The following is a 19,836-nucleotide window of genomic DNA, read 5'->3' as shown; positions in this document are numbered from 1 at the left end:
TTCAGAAAGGTCGTTGGGAATAAAAATAAAATCAAAATGAAAAAAGTTGTATTAGCATATAGTGGCGGTTTAGACACATCATACTGCCTTAAATATTTAAAAAACGAAAAAGGATACGAAGTTCACACTGTTTTAATCAATACCGGTGGATTTGATGACGAAGAATTAAAAGCAATCGAAGAGAGAGCCTACGAACTAGGAAGCGCCAAACACGCTAATCTAACCATCGTGGACAAATACTACGACAAAGCCATTAAATATTTAATTTATGGGAATGTTTTAAAGAACAACACCTACCCATTATCAGTAAGTGCTGAGAGAGTTTTTCAAGCGATTGAAGCTATTAAATACGCCAAATCTGTTGGTGCAGAGGCTATCGCACACGGTAGCACAGGCGCAGGAAATGACCAAATCCGTTTTGATTTGATTTTTCAAACCATTGCTCCCGAAATCGAAATCATCACGCCTATTCGTGACTTGAAACTTTCTAGACAAGAAGAAGTAGATTATTTATCAAAAAACGGCGTGCATTATTCTTGGGAAAAAGCGCAATATTCAATCAATAAAGGACTTTGGGGAACAAGTGTTGGCGGTAAAGAAACGTTGACTTCGCACCAAGCATTACCGAGTGAGGCTTATCCTTCTCAATTAACAAAGGAAGGCGAAGAAAAAGTAACGCTTGAATTCAAACAAGGAGAAATTGTTGCCGTAAATGGTAAAAAAGACAAACCCTCTAATAATATCGTTGCATTAGAAAAATTAGCAAATGCGTACGCCATAGGTCGTGATACCCACGTAGGTGACACCATTATTGGGATCAAAGGAAGAGTTGGTTTTGAAGCCGCTGCTCCGTTAATTATCATCAAAGCGCATCATTTACTTGAGAAACACACACTTGGTAAATGGCAACAATACTGGAAAGAGCAACTAGGTAACTGGTACGGAATGTTATTTCACGAAGGACAATTTCTTGATCCTGTAATGCGTAACATCGAGGCGTTTCTTGAAGATACTCAAAAAACAGTAAACGGAACCGTGACTGTTTCCTTGAAACCGTATCATTTTTCGCTTGACGGAATCAAATCGGATAATGACTTGATGACAAATAGTTTTGGTCAGTATGGCGAAATGAACAATGCCTGGACGTCTGATGATGCGAAAGGATTTATCAAAATTTTAGGAAACGCCCAAAACATTTATTCTGCAGTAAACAACGAAACTTACGAATAAGATAAAGTATATTTTTTTGGAGCAGAAACATTTTGTTCCTCAAGAAATCCAGTCCCGCTTTCCGTTACAATCTTTTCATTTTTCAAAAAAAGGAAAAGGATTTTTACTACAATCGGGGCTAATTAAGAACATTTTGATTTTTCAATATGTTTCTCAAAACAAAAAAGTTGAAGTTTTTTCAAGTGCTTTACTACTTTTTTAAACCATTAAGAGATTAAGAAAAATTAAGCTAAATGGAACTTAATTCCTTAATGGTTAAAAAATAAAAATGTTATAAAAATAAAAATTATGATTAACATAGGAATAATAGGCGGATCAGGATATACAGCAGGAGAATTAATAAGGATCTTGATGTTTCACCCTCATGCAAAAATTGATTTTATTTACAGCACCACAAATGCTGGAAAGCCCTTATCTGTTGCGCATCAAGATCTAATGGGAGATATCGAAATGAATTTCACCGATACTGTGAACCCCAATGTTAATGTACTCTTTCTTTGTTTGGGACACGGCAAGTCGATTTCATTTTTAAAAGAAAATCAGTTTGCAAGTCACACAAAAATTATCGACTTAGGGAATGATTTCCGTTTAATAAAAGACAAAGATTTCGACGGAAAATCTTTTGTTTACGGATTGCCTGAACTAAATAAAATTAGTATTAAAAACGCCAACTATATCGCCAATCCAGGTTGTTTTGCAACCGCGATCCAACTAGCTTTATTGCCCTTAGCAGCGGATGGTTTACTAACCGAAGATGTGCACATCAACGCGACAACTGGAAGTACTGGAGCAGGTGTTAGTTTATCAGCTACTTCGCATTTTAGTTGGAGAAACAACAATTTCTCGCATTACAAAGCTTTTGAACACCAACATTTGGGCGAAATAAACCAAAGCATCAATCAATTGCAAGCATCGTATGCCAACGAATTGATTTTTGTACCCAACAGAGGAGATTTCCCCAGAGGAATTTTTGCTACGCTATACACAAAATCAGAGGAAAGTTTAGAACAACTACTTACAAAATACCAAGCGTTTTATAAAGACCAACCCTTTGTAACTGTTACCACTGAAAACATCAACATGAAGCAAGTAGTACAAACCAACAAATGCATTATCAGTTTAATGAAAAAAGGAAACCGGGTTTTGATCACCTCAGTGATTGATAATTTACTAAAAGGCGCCTCTGGACAAGCCGTTCAAAACATGAACCTCATGTTTGGATTGGACGAAACCACAGGGTTGCATTTGAAACCATCAGGTTTCTAAAAAATTGTTTCAAGTTTAAAGTTTCATGTTTTACGCGAACTTGAAACTTTAAACCTTAAACTAAAAAAACAAAAAACCATGAACTTATTTGACGTTTACCCATTATACCCTATCACTCCTGTAAAAGCACTTGACTGCACCATTACAGACGACAAAGGGATCGAATATTTAGATTTATACTCTGGTCACGGAGTGATATCTATCGGACATACGCAACCGTATTACGTTGCTAAAGTTAAAGAGCAGTTGGACAAATTGAGTTTTTACTCGAATGCGATTCAGAATCCATTGCAAGTGGAACTAGCGGACAAACTAGGCAAACTTTCTGGCTATACCGATTACAGTTTGTTTTTATGTTCATCTGGTGCCGAAGCAAATGAAAATGCTTTAAAAATGGCCTCTTTTCATACTAACAAAGCAAGAGTAGTCTCTTTTGAAAACGCTTTTCACGGACGTACCTCTGCTGCTGTAGCAACTACAGATAACAAAAAGATAGTTGCACCTATCAATGCGCAACAAGTAGTGACTTTCTTACCATTGAACCAAATCGATTTGGTAGAAGCCGAATTGAAAAAAGGAGATGTGGCTTGCGTAATAATTGAGCCTATTCAAGGTGTAGGTGGTCTAGACCAAGGAACAACCGAATTTTTTCAAGCACTTGAAAAAGTTTGCAAAGCTCATGATGTGGTTTTGATTATGGATGAGGTACAATCTGGTTTTGGAAGAAGCGGGAAGTTTTTTGCACACCAATTTCATGGCATCACACCAGATATTATTTGCATGGCCAAAGGTATGGGGAATGGTTTCCCTATTGGTGGTATTTTAATTGCTCCGCACTTTAAAGCGAGCTACGGATTGCTTGGGACTACTTTTGGTGGAAGTCATTTGGCTTGTGCTGCAAGTATTGCCGTTCTTGAAGTAATTGAGAAAGAAAACTTGATGGCAAATGCTACCAAAGTTGAAGCTTACTTTTTGGAAGCGATCAAAGTAATACCCGAAATTATCAAAGTAAAAGGAAGAGGATTGATGCTAGGAATCGAATTTGATTTTGACGTGAGCGCTTTGAGAAAGAAAATGATTATCGAAAAACACATTTTCACCGGTGGAGCAAACAATAAAAACTTATTGAGAATTCTACCTCCTTTAACGATTACTACTGATGCTATTGATACATTTATAGTGGCTTTGCAGGAATCGTTGGCAGAGTTGAAGTAGTTTCTTTTAGTTGCAAAGTTTCTTAGTTACTGAGTTGCTGAGTTTGAGACATAAGATAAGATTCCCAGTCAAACAGTTGTAATTTAAAGAATATAATCAAAGATAGTGTGCGTGAGGGATAGCAGTGAAGCTCTTTTTTTATCAATTGCCACGGGTTTTAACCCGTGGCAATTGATAAAAAAAAGCGGGAACGAATAGCCCGACCCGATAGGGACACGCCCAAAAAATTATAAATAAAATATAATGAGCAAAATACTTCCAATCGAAAAGAGAAATGCTGTTTTAAGTACAATGGCAGTACTTTTAGAGCAAGAAAGAGCGAACCTAAAAGCAGTAAATCAACAGGACCTAAGCAATTATTCTGGGAATGATTTGGCTATGGAAAAGCGTTTGCTTGTTGATGACGCGAAGATTGACGGAATGATATTGTCATTGCAACAATTAACGAGTCAAGAAGATCCGGTGGGAAAAGTTCGTTTTGATTTTACACACGAAAACGGAATGAAAATCAGCAATAAAACAGCTGCTTTTGGAACTATTTTGATCATTTATGAATCTCGTCCTGACGTAACTGTAGAAGCGGGAGGAATCGCTTTTAAGTCGGGAAACAAGATTTTATTGAAAGGCGGAAAAGAGTCTTTGCTGTCTAATTTAAAGATTGTGAGTCTTTGGTATCAAGCGCTAAAAGATAATGACGTTGCTACTTCATGGGTGGAATATTTGAATTATGACCGCACCGAAACACAGGCTTTTTTAGAAAACCCAACACAAAAAGTGGACTTGATTGTACCTCGTGGTGGCGAACAATTAATCGCTTTCACAAAGAAGCACGCTACCTGTCCCGTTATTGTAAGTGGTCGCGGAAACAACTTTGTATACGTAAATAAGGAGGCCGATTTAGAAAAAGCAATAGCAATAATAATTAACGGAAAGACCTCAAACATATCCGTTTGCAATGCTTTGGATAAAGTATTAATTGATACCAACCTTCCAAACTGGGCGATTTTTGCAAAACAATTAGTGACAGAATTACAACTCTTTAATGTAACCGTTTTAGGAGATGCAGCTGTTGCAAAAGCGACTGGAGTAAAAGCAATAGAGTCCGATTTGATTTGGTATGAAGAGTTTTTAGACCATAAAATTGTAATTGGCGCGACCAATTCTGATCAAGAAGCGATTGACAAAATCAATAAATATTGTGGCGGACATTCGGCTTCTATAATTACAGAAAATAACGCAATCGCGCAGGAGTTTATGGATAACGTAGACACAGCAGCCGTTTATCAAAATGCCTCTACCCGATTTACCGACGGCGGACAATTTGGACTTGGTGGCGAACTAGCAATCAGTACAGACAAACTGCATCAACGTGGACCAATCGGTTTGCAACACCTAGTTACCAATAAATGGTATGTTTACGGAGAAGGACAGATAAGGTAGTTTGCAGTAATCAGTTTTCAGTAATCAGTAATCAGTTTGAGAAAATAGTAACTACAATTAAAGTACTAAATACTAACACACAGCTTTGCGACCTTTGCGTTTTTATAGATAAAAAAGAAAAAATCCTTTGTGCCCTTTGCGGTTAAAAGTAAATAAATAAAACCCCTCGTGGTTAAATAAAGATCATGTCTAAAAAAAGAATATTACTAAAAATAGGTACCAATACCTTAACCAGAGAAACCAACCATATTTCGAGAGGAAAGATTGAGGATATTGGAATGCAAATTGCAGCTTTGAACGAAGAATATGAGTTTATCATTGTAAGTTCTGGCGCTATTGCTGCTGCAAAACAGTTTGTGAAATTGGAGAGCAAAGGAAAAGAAATAGTGGTTAAACAAGCGTTGGCTTCTATTGGACAACCACATTTAATGCGGATATTCCATGAAAATTTTAGTGATTTAGGATTGCTGACTTCGCAGTGTCTACTCTCCTATTCCGACTTTGAAAAAGACCAGTCAAAAGTAAATATTGTCAATACGATTAATGTTTTAGTGGAGAACAATTACATTCCGATTATTAATGAAAATGATACTGTTGCAACGGATGAAATTCGGTTTGGTGACAACGATAAATTAGCGGCATTAGCGGCAGTTTTATTAAAAGTAGACATATTAATCATAGCTACTAATACAAATGGCATATACACAAAATCGTCTATTCATGACGCCGTACCGGAAACGATTACTTTAGTTACAGACCTACAACTTCTAGACAAAGAAGTAGGCGACGCTAAATCATCACAAGGAACCGGCGGCATGCAATCTAAGATAGAAGCGGCTGCAATTGCAAAAGCAGCCAATATAGAGACTTGGGTTGTGAATGGTTTAAATGATAATTTCATTTTGAATGCGATAAACAACAGCATTCCGTTTACTAAGATCGTGTAACTAAAAATGGTACGCAGATGACGCGGATTCGCTATGGCGAAAACGCTGATAAAAACAGATTTTAAAATATGGAATTACTACATGCAAACTTAACAGATGCTATCATTAAGACTTTTTACGAGGTATATAATGAACCTGGATATGGTTTTTTGGAAAAAGTATATCAAAATGCCTTATTTTTAGAATTGAAAAATAAAGGATCTCAAGTTGAAGCACAGATTGCGAACTAGGTTTACTTCTCAATTTTGGCAAAAAACCAGAATTTAGAAGGAAAATATTTGAAAACAATAGAAAAAAATAAATCCGCAGCTTGAGCAGCGTAAAAGAAAAATAGAAAACATTTAAAAAAATCAGCACTTATCCGTGTCTTCGCGATAGCGAATCCGTTTAATCAGTGTCTAATAAAACAGATTATGAATTACACTTCAATAAAAGATATCGACTCCCTCTCTAAATGGGTAAAGTCGGCAATTAAAATTAAGAGCAACCCGCTTAAAAACAAAAAATTAGGTAAAAACAAAACATTGGGTATGTTGTTTTTTAATCCAAGTTTGAGAACGCGTTTGAGTACACAAAAGGCTGCTTTGAACCTTGGAATGAACGTCATGGTGATGAATTTTACCAATGAAGGTTGGACACTAGAGTTTGAAGACGGAGCAGTAATGAATCAAGGCGCTTCGGAGCATATCAAAGAAGCAGCTGAAGTAGTTTCTCAATATTGTGATATCATTGCGGTAAGGGCTTTTGCTGGTCTTGTCGACAAGGAAAAAGACAATGCCGAAACGGTAATGGCTGGATTCCTAAAATACGCGACTGTGCCTATTGTGAATATGGAAGGCTGCACGGGGCACCCTCTTCAGGCACTCGCTGACGCCATCACAATGGAAGAACATAAGACGGCGCACAAACCAAAAGTAGTATTATCATGGGCGCCACACCCCAAAGCTTTACCGCAGGCTGTCGCCAATTCCTTTGTGGAAATGATGCAGTTGCAAGACGCTGATTTTGTCATTACACATCCAGAAGGCTACGAACTAAATCCTGAAATCACGAAGAATTCAATAATAGAATACGATCAAAATAAAGCATTCGAAAATGCCGATTTTATTTACACTAAAAACTGGAGTAATTATAACGACTACGGCAAAATCACCAACAGTGATCCAAGTTGGACAGTAACCGCAGAAAAGATGGCATTAACCAATAGCGCTAAATTCATGCATTGTTTACCGGTAAGACGTAATGTAATTGTTGCCGATGAAGTGATTGACAGCGAGAATTCGATTGTAATCGAACAAGCTAACAATAGAACCTATGCAGTGCAATTGGTGTTGCAAAAAATACTAATCCCCTTAGCCCCCAAAGGGGGAATAAAAACAAAAAAGTCTAAAAAGAAAAAATAATGACTATACCGTTAGAAAACTCCAACATATCAATTTTGGGAGGGCTGCGTAAATTAGTAACCCTTGTGAAAATTGGCGGAAACATCATTGATGATGCCAACGAATTACAACAATTTTTATCAGATTTCTCTAAAATTGAGGGTTATAAAGTACTGGTGCACGGTGGTGGAAAGTCAGCTACCAAAATGGCCAAAAGCATTGGACTTGTTCCTCAAATGATTGACGGTCGCCGCATTACTGATGCCGCTATGCTAGAGGTTGTTGTCATGATTTATGCAGGGCAAATCAATAAAAATATTGTGGCTCAATTGCAAGGACATAATACAAATGCGATGGGATTTTCTGGAGCGGATGGAAATTTAATTCAGTCCGATAAAAGAAACCATCCTACAATCGATTACGGTTTTGTGGGTGATGTAAAGTCAGTCAATACTCCCCTACTATCAACGTTATTAGAGAGCGGTATCATTCCTGTTTTTTGCGCGATTACCCACGATAAAAACGGACAATTATTAAACACTAATGCCGATACGATTGCAAGCGAATTAGCCATTGCCTTATCAGAAGTCTATGATGTAACTTTGAATTATTGCTTTGAGAAACCAGGTGTGCTATATGATGCCGAAGACGATTCGTCTGTAATTGATCAAATCAATCCAAATTTATACACCAAATTAAAAGAGGAAAAAGCCATACATTCTGGAATGATTCCTAAATTGGATAACTGTTTCAATAGCTTATCTAAAGGAGTTCAAAAAATCAGGATAGGACACCACAATATGTTGAAAAACACTGAAGCCATCTGTACCACAATACAGTTGTAACGCTTTAAATAAATACAAGATCGACCTGTTTTCATAGAAACTAAGTCTTTCGAATTAAAAAAAACTAAAAAATGCGCCTTTGTGCCTTTGCGGTAAAAAATTATGAAAAACAAAGAAACACTTACTCAAGAAGCGATTGCCTTATTAAAAAACCTGATTGAAACTCAGTCTTTTTCTAGTGAAGAAGAAAATACGGCAGTCTTAATCGAAAACTGGTTTGCGATAAACGACATTCCGTTTGAGAGAGAAAACAACAATATTTGGGCCTACAATAAGACATTCGATAAAAGCAAACCAACACTTTTACTGAACTCACACCACGACACCGTTAGACCCAATCAGGCGTACACTAAAGACCCACTGAAAGCCATTGTAGAAGACGGAAAACTATACGGTTTAGGGAGTAATGATGCCGGTGGTTGCTTGGTTTCTCTATTGGCAACTTTTGTACATTTTTATGCCGCAGAAAATTTGCCTTATAATGTTGTGATCGTAGCTTCGGCCGAAGAAGAAAGCAGTGGTAAAAATGGTTTGAACAGTGTTTTAAAACATTTACCTGAATTGGAGTGTGCCATCGTAGGCGAACCTACTTTAATGCAATTGGCCATCGCCGAAAAAGGATTACTAGTTTTGGATGTAAAAATCAAAGGTACACCCAGTCATGCCGCGCATCAAAATGAAGACAATGCGTTGTACAAAACAATTCCCGTAATGGAATGGTTTAAAAATTATACATTTGATAAAGTATCTGAGCAGTTAGGACCAGTAAAAATGACCGTTACGCAAATCAATGCAGGAAAACAACACAACGTAGTTCCTTCAGAATGTGATATCGTTGTTGATATTCGGGTAAACGATTGCTATACCAATCACGAAGTTTTGGCAATTGTACAAGAACACGTAAATGCAGCGGTTACCCCACGCTCTATGAATTTAAGTTCCTCGTCTATTCCCCAATCTCATGGATTGGTACAAGCCGGAATCGCCTTAGGTCGTACCACTTATGGCTCTCCTACCCTTTCTGACCAATCAGTTTTGAGCTGTAAATCATTAAAATTAGGACCTGGAGACACACTGCGGTCCCACTCAGCTGACGAATTTATATATGTAAACGAAATCGAAGAAGGAATCGACTTGTATATTAAAATACTAGGGGATTTTTTAAAGCAATAAAATAATTAGGAGCTATTTCCTGCTATCCGCTTTATCTTTTCCTGCTTAAGAAAGCAAGAAAAGGATGACGCTTCTATCAGGGCTAGAATTTAGTGCACTGATAAAACATTTGCGACTCTCTGGGCGACCTTCTAGAAGCTCTGCGAAACAAAAAATATAAACAAAGCGACAACATAAAAACTTGAAACTTTAAATAATAGAAAAAAAGCTTTGCGACTCTCTGGGCAACCTACGAGAATCTCTGCGAAATAAAAAACAATAGTTAAGCTTCAACCAAAACTTGAAACTTTAAACCTGAAACAAAAATAAAATATGAAACTTTGGGAAAAAGGAATACCTACTGATAAACAAATCGAACATTTCACTGTTGGAAACGATCGTGAATTGGATTTGGTCTTAGCAAAATACGATGCCTTGGGTTCTATCGCTCACGCTAAAATGCTAGGAAGCATTGGTTTATTAACCACTACCGAAACTGATTCATTAGTAGTTGCTCTAAACGAAATCATTGCTGATGTAGCCGCTGGAAATTTCGAAATCGAAGATTCATTTGAAGATGTACATTCGAAAATCGAATATTTATTGACGGTAAAACTAGGAGATGCGGGTAAAAAAATACATACCGCACGTTCTCGTAACGATCAAGTTTTAGTGGATGTCAATTTGTATTTGAAAGATGTTGTTATCGAAATGAAAACGCAAGTAAAATCACTTTTTGATTTGTTAATGGAATCTGCTGAGAAGTACCAAAACGTTTTATTACCTGGATATACGCACCTGCAAATCGCGATGCCGTCCTCATTCGGAATGTGGTTTTCTGCCTATGCGGAGACTTTGATTGACGATATCACCATGTTGAACGCGGCTTTAAAAGTAGTCGATCAAAATCCTTTGGGTTCTGCTGCAGGATATGGTAGCTCCTTCCCTATTGATCGTACTTTTACGACAAAGGAATTAGGTTTCGAAACCTTAAAATATAACTCTGTAGCCGCTCAAATGAGCCGTGGAAAATCAGAGAAAACACTGGCTTTTGCTATGAGTAGCGTGGCCGCAACACTAGCGAAGTTTTCTATGGATGTTTGTTTGTACATGAGTCAGAATTTTGATTTTATCGGTTTACCTGCCCATTTAACTACTGGCTCGAGTATTATGCCGCACAAGAAAAATCCTGATGTATTCGAATTAATTCGCGGAAAATGCAACAAAATTCAAGCATTGCCTTACGAGATAACATTGATTACTAATAACCTCCCTAGCGGTTATCATAGGGATTTGCAGCTATTAAAAGAAGGATTGTTTCCAGCTATTCAAAACTTGCAAGCTTGCTTAGACATTGCTATTTTTTCGATTAAAGACATTAAAGTAAAAGACAATATCCTAGCCGATAAGAAGTACGATTATTTGTTTACAGTAGACACTTTGAACGAAATGGTAGTTGCAGGAATGCCTTTTAGAGATGCTTACAAAGCGGTAGCTGAGCAACTAGAAAACGGAACTTATGAATCACCAAAAGCAACACAGCACACACATGAAGGAAGCATAAACAACTTATGTTTAGCTGAAATAAAAGAGAAAATGAATCGCGCTTTTTAGCGGTCTATTTAACTACACACAACTACTTTAAAATCTGTTCTCACAAGGAGCAGATTTTTTTATACTGGCCATTCCATAATAGCTATTTAGAATTTAAGTGCGCTAAATTATATATATTTGGCTATTAGCTAATCAAAAACCACTCATGAATCGTTTTAAAGAACAAAAAACCCAAGCCCTTTTTGATCAAAACTTAATTACAGAGGTACAGTTTACTCAAGTAAAGGCGTATAGGAATCTAGGTATTTTTTCGCTACAGGCCGAGTTAAAATTATTCCTGTATCTATCTGTATTGTCGTTTACAACTGGAATTGGTGTCCTAATTTATCAAAATATCGACTCTATAGGCCATTTAGCTATTTTAGGGATTTTGTTAGTAGTGACAGTAGGCTGCTATTATATTAGTTTTAAAAATTCAAGCGGCTTTAATAGGGCACAAACTAGCTTTGAAAATCCCGTTTATGATTACATTATTCTCGCTGCCGTCCTATTAAGCTGTATTTTTATAGGCTATTTACAATTTCAGTATACCACTTTTGGAACGCATTATGGTTTGGCTACTTTGATTCCTACCACCTTGGGTCTCTTTTGTGCCTACTACTTTGATCACAAAGGTATTTTATCAGTTGCAATCACTGGGCTTGCCGCTTATGTGGGTTTATCAGTATCGCCACAATCGCTATTGCAGAATGAATTTTATGATACTAATACGTTGAGTTATTCGGCGATTGGTCTGGGAATCGCACTCATAGCTTGGGCTATTTACAGTCAGCACATTGCTTTAAAAAAACATTTTACAATAATATACCTCACGTTTGGACTGCACTTAATCGCAATTTCTTGCATCAACAATTTATTTCAACCGTATTGGCTTGCATTTGCACTGATTCTAGCGGGTACTGTATTTTATTTTTACAAAGCAAGTTATCACTATCAGGCGATATCACTCTTAATTTTTACGGTAATTTATGGGTATATAGGAGCCAATATATTTTTATTTAAAATTGTGGAGTTCATTCGAATCGAGGACTTTTTAATTCCGTTTTTCTTTATGGTACCGTTTTACTTTGTAGGTTCCATCATCTTATTTATAAAATTGATTAAGCAGTTCAATAAACAAAAAGTACAATGATAGTTCACGACAAAAAATTATTAGAAAATGCCGGTTTAGCTCATGAAGCACAAACTTTAAGTAAGGCAGGATTTATTACAAAAGAGCAGTGTAAAGCAATCATAGAAAGTTTGACACTTGCTAAAACAAATGATAATCTACTGGTGAGAATCCTTTTTTTTATTCTAGGTTCCTTTTTATATTCATCAATTTGTGGTTTTTTTACTTTACTAACTCTAGATTCTATTACTAGTAATTATGAATATCTTCTATTTTTCTTTGCTATTGTTGGCTTTGCAGGTGCTGAAGTATTGAGTAAATCAAAATTTTATGGTCATGGTCTTGACGATGCCTTTATATTAGGAGCACAGCTCAACCTGGCAATAGCATTAGGCGCTGCAACAAATGGTTACGAACTCGTTATTGCTAGTTTTATAACAGTAACGGCGCTATTAAGTTATCTGCGTTACCTGCATCTATCAATGGCTTTACTATGCTGTTTATCACTCACAGCAGTCGTTATTTACAGCGTATTCAACTTATCGCCATTTGTGCACTCTTTTTTACCCTTTATTATGATGGCATTTGCAATAGTGCTCTACCTTTTAAGTAATAAACTACAGCAGAAACCAGTACAATCCTTTTACTATAACGGCTACTTAGTAGTTCAATATTTTGCCACAGTCATCTTTTATTTTTCAGGAAACTACTTAGTGGTGCGCGAACTTTCAATTGAATTAATGGGACAAGATGTTGCTCCGGGAAATGATATTCCCTTTGCTTATTTATTTTATGCTTTCACCTTTATGGTGCCTGCCGCTTATTTATTCTTAGCTATAAAAAATAAAGACCGAATCTTACTATGGGTCGGTTTGTTAAGTTTGTGTTTCTCAGTATACACCATCCGATTTTACTATGCACTCTTACCTATTGAGATTGCGCTCACCATAGGTGGAGCAGTACTATTTGCTGCAACGCTTTTTACTATTCGAAAATTAAAAAACAAAGAAACCGGAATCACTTTTCAGGCTGACCGATTTACAGAAACCAACGCTTTCCTCGCTGCCGAAATAGTGGTTACATCACAGATGGGAAGTATACAACCAGAAGTCACCGTTGACTCTCCAATTGAATTTGGAGGTGGTGATTTTAGCGGTGGTGGCTCGGGAGGTAGTTTCTAAGATGAGCGTGGAATTCGAAAATTAAATTTTTACATGTTATAATAATCGATTCTGTTTGTGGAAAATTAACCGCTAATTCGCAAATTAAAAAAGTGGTTAAAAATATGTGTTATAACTTCTGTCAGTGAAACCATTATATACTATCTAAAGCAATATAAAAATCTGCGAATTTGCGGTAAAATACAATTGCTACATTTTTAATAGATTCATTTTGTCTGTAGTCAACCGCTAATTCGCAAATTAAAAAAGTAGTTCAAAATATGTGTTATAATTTATATCAGTGAAACCACTATTTACTATCTAGATCAAAATAAAAATCTGCGAATTTGCGGTGAAAGTAATTCCTGCACTTTTAATTGATTCTGTTTGTGGGAAGTGAACCGCTAACTCGCAAATTAAAAAAGTGGTTAAAAATATGTGTTGTACTTCTATCAGTGAAACCACTATTTACTATCTAGATCAAAATAAAAATCTGCGAATTTGCGGTAAAATACAATTGCTACATTTTTAATCGATTCATTTTGTGGGAAGTGAACCGCTAATTCGCAAATTAAAAAAGTGGTTAAAAATATGTGTTATAACTTCTGTCAGTGAAACTACTATATACTATCTAGATCAAAATAAAAATCTGCGAATTTGCGGTAAAATACAATTGCTACACTTTTATTAGATTCTGTTTGCGGAAAATTAACCGCTAATTCGCAAATTAAATTGTTACTGGATTAGTTATAATCGATTCATTTTGTGGGAAGTCAACCGCTAATTCGCAAATTAAAAAAAGTGGTTAAAAATATGTGTTATAACTTCTGTCAGTGAAACTACTATATACTATCTAGATCAAAATAAAAATCTGCGAATTTGCGGTAAAATACAATTGCTACACTTTTAATTGATTCTGTTTGTGGGAAGTGAACCGCTAATTCGCAAAATAAATTGTTACTGGATTAGTTATAATCGATTCATTTTGTGGGAAGTCAACCGCTAATTCGCAAATTAAAAAAATAAAAAGGATTGGTCATAGTGTCATCTATAAAAACTACTAGCTGGCAGCCTAAGCAATATAAAAATCTGCGAATTTGCGGTAAAATACAATTGCTACATTTTTAATTGATTCTGTTTGTGGAAAATTAACCGCTAATTCGCAAATTAAAAAAGTGGTTAAAAACATGTGTTATAACTTCTGTCGGTGAAACCATTATTTACTATCTAGATCAAAATAAAAATCTGCGAATTTGCGGTAAAATACAACTGCTACATTTTTAATAGATTCTGTTTGTGGGAAGTGAACCGCTAATTCGCAAATTAAAAAAGTGGTTAAAAACATGTGTGATAACTTCTGTCAGTGAAACCACTATTTACTGCCTAGAACAAAATAAAAATCTGCGAATTTGCGGTAAAATAGTATTGAATTAGAATATCTAGCTTCTATCAGTGAAACCACTATTTACTATCTAGAACAAAATACAAATCTGCGAATTTGCGGTAAGATAGTATTGAATTAGAATATCTAGCTTCCATTAGTGAAACTACTATTTACTATCAGAAGCAAAATAGAAATCTCCGGAATTGTGTTTAAAACATTTCTGCTGATTATGAGATTGAGACGGCATCGCATAAAAAAACAGATTCACAATTAAAATCGTGAATCTGTTTTCTATTATTTACGCAATTGCAGTGGTAGTAATTAATTCCCTTTCGATAAATATAATTATACTTTTGCTTTTAAAGCAGCAGCGTCAATATCACTATGTGAAGTATTGTAAACTGCTTTTCCGTTTTTGATTAAAATCAATTGTGGTGATTGGTGTTGCACTCCAAAACGGCTTGCAATATCATTTGAAATTTCGCGAAAAGCGATTAAATCTAAGAAATAAGGCGTTACTTTTTCAGGGAAATCAAACTCGTTTTCGAATTGTTTCAACGCCATACGGCTAATGCTGCATCTTGTACTGTGTTTAAAGATAGCAACTGGCTTGTCTTTTGACTCAGCTATAATTTCGTTCAATTGGTCTATGTGGTTCAATGGTTCCCAATCCATTTTAATGTTAGATTGATTTTCATTCTCTGAACTCCCAAAAATATTTTTAAAAAAACTCATAATTTGTCGGTATTTAAGTCATTTTGACGGTAATAGATGATATAAATCATATTATATACGCCGTTTTGTCTGTAATTTTACTATGGAATATAAATTGAATATCCATTTACAAAGATAAAATAAATAAGTTATACTATTTTAATAAAGTATGCTATCATTCGATAAGAATTAATGTAGCATCATAAAACATACGATTATGAACATCAATAAATTTACCATTAAATCGCAGGAAGCTATCCAGCAAGCACAGCAGCTCGCTCAAGGTTATGGACAGCAACAAATAGAGAACGAACACATTTTTAAAGCCATATTTGATGTCGATGAAAATGTGGCTCCTTTTATATTAAAGAAACTCAATGTAAATGTGCCCTTATTCATCCAAGTTTTAGACAGCACCATTCAAAGTTTCCCTAAAGTTTCTGGAGGAGAATTACGACTATCACGAGACGCAAATGCGGCATTGATTGATGCTGAAAATATTGCTACAAAAATGAACGATGAATTTGTTTCTATCGAACATTTAATATTGGCTATTTTTGGTTCTCGTTCAAAGGTTTCGCAAATATTAAAAGACCAAGGAGTAACCGAAAAAGGCTTGAAAGCAGCTATAGACGAACTGCGAAAAGGAGAGCGAGTAACATCGGCTTCGGCTGAGGAAACCTACAACTCTTTAAACAAATATGCTAAAAATCTAAACGAATTAGCCAAAGCCGGAAAGCTAGATCCTGTAATAGGTCGCGACGAAGAAATAAGACGTGTATTGCAAATTTTAACGCGCCGCACAAAAAACAACCCCATGCTTGTGGGAGAACCTGGTGTGGGTAAAACGGCTATTGCCGAAGGATTAGCACACCGTATTGTAGATGGTGATGTACCTGATAATTTAAAGGACAAAATTGTTTTTTCTCTCGATATGGGAGCACTTATTGCGGGAGCCAAATTTAAGGGTGAGTTTGAAGAGCGCTTGAAAGCAGTAGTAAAAGAGGTAACTGCTGCCGAGGGAGATATTGTACTTTTCATCGATGAGATTCACACCCTTGTAGGTGCCGGAGGTGGCGAAGGCGCTATGGATGCCGCTAATATCTTGAAACCTGCACTAGCTCGTGGTGAACTCCGTGCTATTGGAGCAACGACATTAGACGAATACCAAAAATATTTCGAAAAAGACAAAGCCCTAGAGCGTCGTTTCCAGAAAATTATTATCGAAGAGCCGGATACCGAAAGTGCAATTTCGATTTTGCGTGGAATTAAAGAAAAATACGAAACACATCATAAAGTCCAAATCAAAGATGAGGCTATTATTGCTGCTGTAGAGCTATCGCAGCGTTATATTACGAATCGCTTTTTACCAGACAAAGCCATTGACTTAATGGATGAAGCGGCTTCAAAAATTAGAATGGAAATCAATTCTAAACCAGAGGAACTAGATGTTCTAGACCGAAAAGTGATGCAACTCGAAATCGAAATTGAAGCGATTAAGCGCGAAAAAGATGAGAGCAAGCTTAAGGTTCTAGGGATGGAACTCGCCAACTTAAAAGAAGATCGCAACACTATTTACACTAAATGGAAATCAGAGAAAGATGTTGTTGATAATGTGCAAGCCATCAAAACCGAAATTGAAGATTACAAATATGAAGCAGAACGTGCAGAACGCGACGGCGATTATGGAAAAGTAGCCGAAATACGTTACGGAAAAATCAAAGAAGCCCAAGAGCGACTCGATATTTTACACAAAGAATTACTAGAAAACCAAGCACATGGGAGTTCGTTAATAAAAGAAGAAGTTACCCGCGAGGACATTGCTGAAGTTGTGGCAAAATGGACAGGAATTCCCGTGATGAAAATGCTACAGGGAGAGCGTGAAAAACTATTGCATCTAGAGGAAGAATTGCACCGCCGCGTGGTAGGTCAAGAAGAAGCGATTGAAGCGGTGAGTGATGCCGTGCGCCGCTCTCGTGCTGGACTGCAAGACATGCGTAAACCGGTGGGAAGTTTCCTTTTTTTGGGGACAACCGGTGTGGGGAAAACAGAATTGGCAAAAGCCCTAGCTGAATATTTATTTGACGATGAAAACGCCATGACCCGTATTGATATGAGCGAGTACCAAGAGCGCCATAGTGTGAGCCGTCTAGTAGGCGCGCCTCCAGGATATGTGGGTTATGACGAAGGTGGACAGTTGACAGAGGCGGTGCGTAGAAAACCGTATTCGGTGATTTTATTAGACGAAATCGAAAAAGCACATCCAGATACTTTCAACATTTTGCTGCAGGTACTTGATGAAGGACGATTAACCGACAATAAAGGACGCTTAGCCGATTTTAAAAATACGATTATCATCATGACCTCAAACATGGGGAGCCAGATTATTCAAGAGAAATTTGAGAACAGCACTGCTAATAGTATCGAAGAAACCACTGAAGAGGCTAAAACAGATGTGCTGCAGTTATTGAAACAAACCGTGCGACCAGAATTTATCAATCGTATCGATGAGATTGTAATGTTTACGCCTTTGACAACGGCTAATATTTCTAAAATTGTGAGTATACAACTTAAATCAGTTACTAAGATGCTGGCACTACAAGGCATCACTATGGATGCCACACCAGATGCAATTGCACAGCTATCACATAAGGGATTTGATCCACAATTTGGAGCCCGCCCCGTGAAACGTGTCATTCAGCGTGAGGTATTAAACAAGCTATCAAAGGAGATTCTAGCTGGTAAAATAGCAACAGACAGCATCATCTTACTAGATGCTTTTGACGGCGAATTAGTGTTTAGAAATCAAACCGAATTAGTAGAATAGTTAGCTGTTTTTTATGGTATAAAGAAAACATCAGTCGTGAGGCTGGTGTTTTTTTTATGCCAAAATTTATGGGAGCATAATGATCCCTTTTCATAACAAGCTTCCCTCCTGCTCTCTGCTGTATCTCTTCGTCCCTAAATGAAGGGACTACGAGGATGCCGCGACGATCAGGGCTAGATAGCACGTTATATAATTAGAATACAATTGTAAAAATAGCGCACTAATTATCGTATTTATCTACATAACAAACACTTAACTCTTAATTAAGTTTATTTATTTACTTATCTTTAAAAAAAAATGACCTAATAATGAACTGGAGTGCAAAGATTATTACCCACAAAAAAGTAAAGCGAATTGCTGTTTATTTTGAACAAAACATTCAAATGCAAGAAAAAATAAAAGAGTGTGAAGGAGCGCTATGGAGCACTACAAAGGCAGTATGGCACGTGGCAGATACCGTAGAAAACAGGTTTAGATTTGAGCTCATACCGCATTCACAATCCTTACCATCAAGGGAAGGCATAGAACAAATAGAAAAATTTATAAACAATTTACGTTCGCAACGTTACAGCAACAGTACCGTGGTCTCGTACAGTGATGCTATAAAATCATTTTTAACCTATTATCGCGAAAAACCCGTAAACGAAATTACGAATGAGGATGTAATTATCTATAACAACGACTACATATTAAAACATGATTTTTCGGCGTCTTATCAAAACCAAATTGTAAATGCAATTAAATTATTTTTTCAAACTATAAGGGAAACTAAAATAGTTATTGATAAAATTCATCGTCCTAAACGTGCCAAAGTGCTACCCAATGTACTTAGTAAAAAAGAGGTAAAATTGATACTAGACGCGCATAGCAACATCAAGCATAAAACAATGCTGGCGGTGATTTATAGCTGTGGATTGCGCTGCGGCGAATTGCTGGCGCTACGACCTATAGATATAGATTCTAAACGTAATATAGTTTTACTAAAAAATTCAAAAGGAAAGAAAGATCGCATTGTACCCCTGAGTCCTAAAATACTAGAAATGTTACGTGAATATTACAAAATCTGCAAACCAAAACACTATCTATTTGAAGGGCAAATAGAAGGAAGAGCATACAAGGCACGCAGCTTACAGCTGATCTTAAAGCAAGCTTTAGCAAAATCTGGAATTAAAAAGCCGGTTACACTGCACTGGCTTCGCCATAGTTATGCTACCCATTTACTAGAAAATGGAACCGACTTGAGATACATACAAGAATTACTAGGACATAACAGCAGCAAAACCACCGAAATATACACCCATGTAAGCACAAAAAGTATTCAACAAATAAAAAGCCCTTTTGACGATTTGTAAGGGAAATTTTCTATATTTGAAAAACTAATAAAGCGAAATAATCCTTCGCTTATACACCCAATTTTGGATGGATAAAGGAAGGTTAGCTTCGCATATATATGAGTTAGCAGTAATTTTGGCACAGAATCAGAAATTTGACCTAGAAAAGTATATTATTAAAGATAAATTAAAGAGTGAAAGATAGTGAAAATTAAATG

At 36.4% G+C, this 19,836-nt stretch carries 15 protein-coding genes; 14 read left to right on the top strand and 1 reads right to left on the bottom strand.

Annotated elements, in window-relative coordinates; translation table 11 throughout:
- Positions 1–36: 36 nt before the first annotated feature.
- From HNQ00_RS00075 to HNQ00_RS00020, 12 genes are all read left to right on the top strand, one after another.
- Positions 37–1,230, top strand: a complete 1,194-nt coding sequence (locus HNQ00_RS00075; RefSeq protein WP_173835859.1) for an argininosuccinate synthase — start codon at positions 37–39, stop codon at positions 1,228–1,230.
- Positions 1,231–1,518: 288 nt separating this feature from the next.
- On the top strand, positions 1,519–2,496 hold the full coding sequence (gene argC / locus HNQ00_RS00070) for an N-acetyl-gamma-glutamyl-phosphate reductase (protein WP_173835856.1): 978 nt from the start codon (positions 1,519–1,521) through the stop codon (positions 2,494–2,496).
- Positions 2,497–2,574: 78 nt separating this feature from the next.
- Positions 2,575–3,711 (top strand): aspartate aminotransferase family protein, encoded by a 1,137-nt coding sequence (locus HNQ00_RS00065; protein ID WP_173835854.1) that lies wholly within the window; start codon positions 2,575–2,577, stop codon positions 3,709–3,711.
- 243 nt (positions 3,712–3,954) lie between these two features.
- The gene (locus HNQ00_RS00060; RefSeq protein WP_173835852.1) at positions 3,955–5,151 is read left to right on the top strand and encodes a glutamate-5-semialdehyde dehydrogenase; all 1,197 of its coding nucleotides are present in this window, start codon (positions 3,955–3,957) and stop codon (positions 5,149–5,151) included.
- A 185-nt stretch (positions 5,152–5,336) separates the two neighbouring features.
- Positions 5,337–6,098 carry a glutamate 5-kinase gene (gene proB, locus HNQ00_RS00055; RefSeq protein ID WP_173835850.1) on the top strand — a complete coding sequence of 254 codons (762 nt, stop codon included), beginning with the start codon at positions 5,337–5,339 and terminating at the stop codon, positions 6,096–6,098.
- A gap of 68 nt (positions 6,099–6,166) precedes the next feature.
- Positions 6,167–6,328, top strand: a complete 162-nt coding sequence (locus tag HNQ00_RS00050) for a GxxExxY protein (RefSeq protein WP_254598400.1) — start codon at positions 6,167–6,169, stop codon at positions 6,326–6,328.
- Positions 6,329–6,511: 183 nt separating this feature from the next.
- Entirely contained in the window at positions 6,512–7,501 is a 990-nt protein-coding gene (locus HNQ00_RS00045; protein ID WP_173835848.1) for an N-acetylornithine carbamoyltransferase, read from the top strand.
- Positions 7,501–8,325 (top strand): acetylglutamate kinase, encoded by an 825-nt coding sequence (gene argB / locus HNQ00_RS00040; RefSeq protein WP_173835846.1) that lies wholly within the window; start codon positions 7,501–7,503, stop codon positions 8,323–8,325. Before HNQ00_RS00045 ends, argB begins: the two co-directional genes overlap by 1 nt.
- Positions 8,326–8,427: 102 nt before the next feature.
- The gene (locus tag HNQ00_RS00035; protein WP_173835844.1) at positions 8,428–9,498 is read left to right on the top strand and encodes a M20 family metallo-hydrolase; all 1,071 of its coding nucleotides are present in this window, start codon (positions 8,428–8,430) and stop codon (positions 9,496–9,498) included.
- A 312-nt stretch (positions 9,499–9,810) separates the two neighbouring features.
- Positions 9,811–11,091 (top strand): argininosuccinate lyase, encoded by a 1,281-nt coding sequence (gene argH / locus HNQ00_RS00030; protein WP_173835842.1) that lies wholly within the window; start codon positions 9,811–9,813, stop codon positions 11,089–11,091.
- A gap of 145 nt (positions 11,092–11,236) precedes the next feature.
- Positions 11,237–12,223: a DUF2157 domain-containing protein gene (locus tag HNQ00_RS00025; RefSeq protein WP_173835840.1), complete on the top strand. Its 987-nt coding sequence runs from the start codon at positions 11,237–11,239 to the stop codon at positions 12,221–12,223.
- Positions 12,220–13,383: a hypothetical protein gene (locus tag HNQ00_RS00020; protein WP_173835838.1), complete on the top strand. Its 1,164-nt coding sequence runs from the start codon at positions 12,220–12,222 to the stop codon at positions 13,381–13,383. Before HNQ00_RS00025 ends, HNQ00_RS00020 begins: the two co-directional genes overlap by 4 nt.
- A gap of 1,708 nt (positions 13,384–15,091) precedes the next feature.
- Here HNQ00_RS00020 and ytxJ read toward each other — a convergent pair.
- Positions 15,092–15,481, bottom strand: coding sequence for a bacillithiol system redox-active protein YtxJ (gene ytxJ / locus HNQ00_RS00015; protein ID WP_173835836.1), 390 nt, complete (start codon positions 15,479–15,481; stop codon positions 15,092–15,094).
- 196 nt (positions 15,482–15,677) lie between these two features.
- Here ytxJ and clpB point away from each other — a divergent pair, with 196 nt between their 5' ends.
- Together clpB and xerA are read left to right on the top strand one after the other, a co-directional pair.
- Positions 15,678–18,287 carry an ATP-dependent chaperone ClpB gene (gene clpB / locus HNQ00_RS00010; protein ID WP_173835834.1) on the top strand — a complete coding sequence of 870 codons (2,610 nt, stop codon included), beginning with the start codon at positions 15,678–15,680 and terminating at the stop codon, positions 18,285–18,287.
- Positions 18,288–18,595: 308 nt separating this feature from the next.
- Entirely contained in the window at positions 18,596–19,639 is a 1,044-nt protein-coding gene (gene xerA / locus HNQ00_RS00005; protein ID WP_173835832.1) for a site-specific tyrosine recombinase/integron integrase, read from the top strand.
- Positions 19,640–19,836 lie beyond the last annotated feature (197 nt).

Origin of the sequence: Flavobacterium aeripolare, assembly GCF_013294025.1 — a bacterium.
GTDB lineage: Bacteria > Bacteroidota > Bacteroidia > Flavobacteriales > Flavobacteriaceae > Flavobacterium.
Note: the sequence above shows the minus strand (reverse complement) of the source record. Positions and strands in the feature narration are given on the sequence as shown.

Coding starts and splice junctions, on each gene's coding strand:
- clpB (WP_173835834.1), top strand. CDS start 15,678: ATGAACATCAATAAATTTACCATTAAATCGCAGGAAGCTATCCAGCAA.
- argC (WP_173835856.1), top strand. CDS start 1,519: ATGATTAACATAGGAATAATAGGCGGATCAGGATATACAGCAGGAGAA.
- proB (WP_173835850.1), top strand. CDS start 5,337: ATGTCTAAAAAAAGAATATTACTAAAAATAGGTACCAATACCTTAACC.
- HNQ00_RS00065 (WP_173835854.1), top strand. CDS start 2,575: ATGAACTTATTTGACGTTTACCCATTATACCCTATCACTCCTGTAAAA.
- ytxJ (WP_173835836.1), bottom strand. CDS start 15,481: ATGAGTTTTTTTAAAAATATTTTTGGGAGTTCAGAGAATGAAAATCAA.
- xerA (WP_173835832.1), top strand. CDS start 18,596: ATGAACTGGAGTGCAAAGATTATTACCCACAAAAAAGTAAAGCGAATT.
- argH (WP_173835842.1), top strand. CDS start 9,811: ATGAAACTTTGGGAAAAAGGAATACCTACTGATAAACAAATCGAACAT.
- HNQ00_RS00060 (WP_173835852.1), top strand. CDS start 3,955: ATGAGCAAAATACTTCCAATCGAAAAGAGAAATGCTGTTTTAAGTACA.
- HNQ00_RS00050 (WP_254598400.1), top strand. CDS start 6,167: ATGGAATTACTACATGCAAACTTAACAGATGCTATCATTAAGACTTTT.
- HNQ00_RS00025 (WP_173835840.1), top strand. CDS start 11,237: ATGAATCGTTTTAAAGAACAAAAAACCCAAGCCCTTTTTGATCAAAAC.
- HNQ00_RS00075 (WP_173835859.1), top strand. CDS start 37: ATGAAAAAAGTTGTATTAGCATATAGTGGCGGTTTAGACACATCATAC.
- HNQ00_RS00035 (WP_173835844.1), top strand. CDS start 8,428: ATGAAAAACAAAGAAACACTTACTCAAGAAGCGATTGCCTTATTAAAA.
- HNQ00_RS00045 (WP_173835848.1), top strand. CDS start 6,512: ATGAATTACACTTCAATAAAAGATATCGACTCCCTCTCTAAATGGGTA.
- argB (WP_173835846.1), top strand. CDS start 7,501: ATGACTATACCGTTAGAAAACTCCAACATATCAATTTTGGGAGGGCTG.
- HNQ00_RS00020 (WP_173835838.1), top strand. CDS start 12,220: ATGATAGTTCACGACAAAAAATTATTAGAAAATGCCGGTTTAGCTCAT.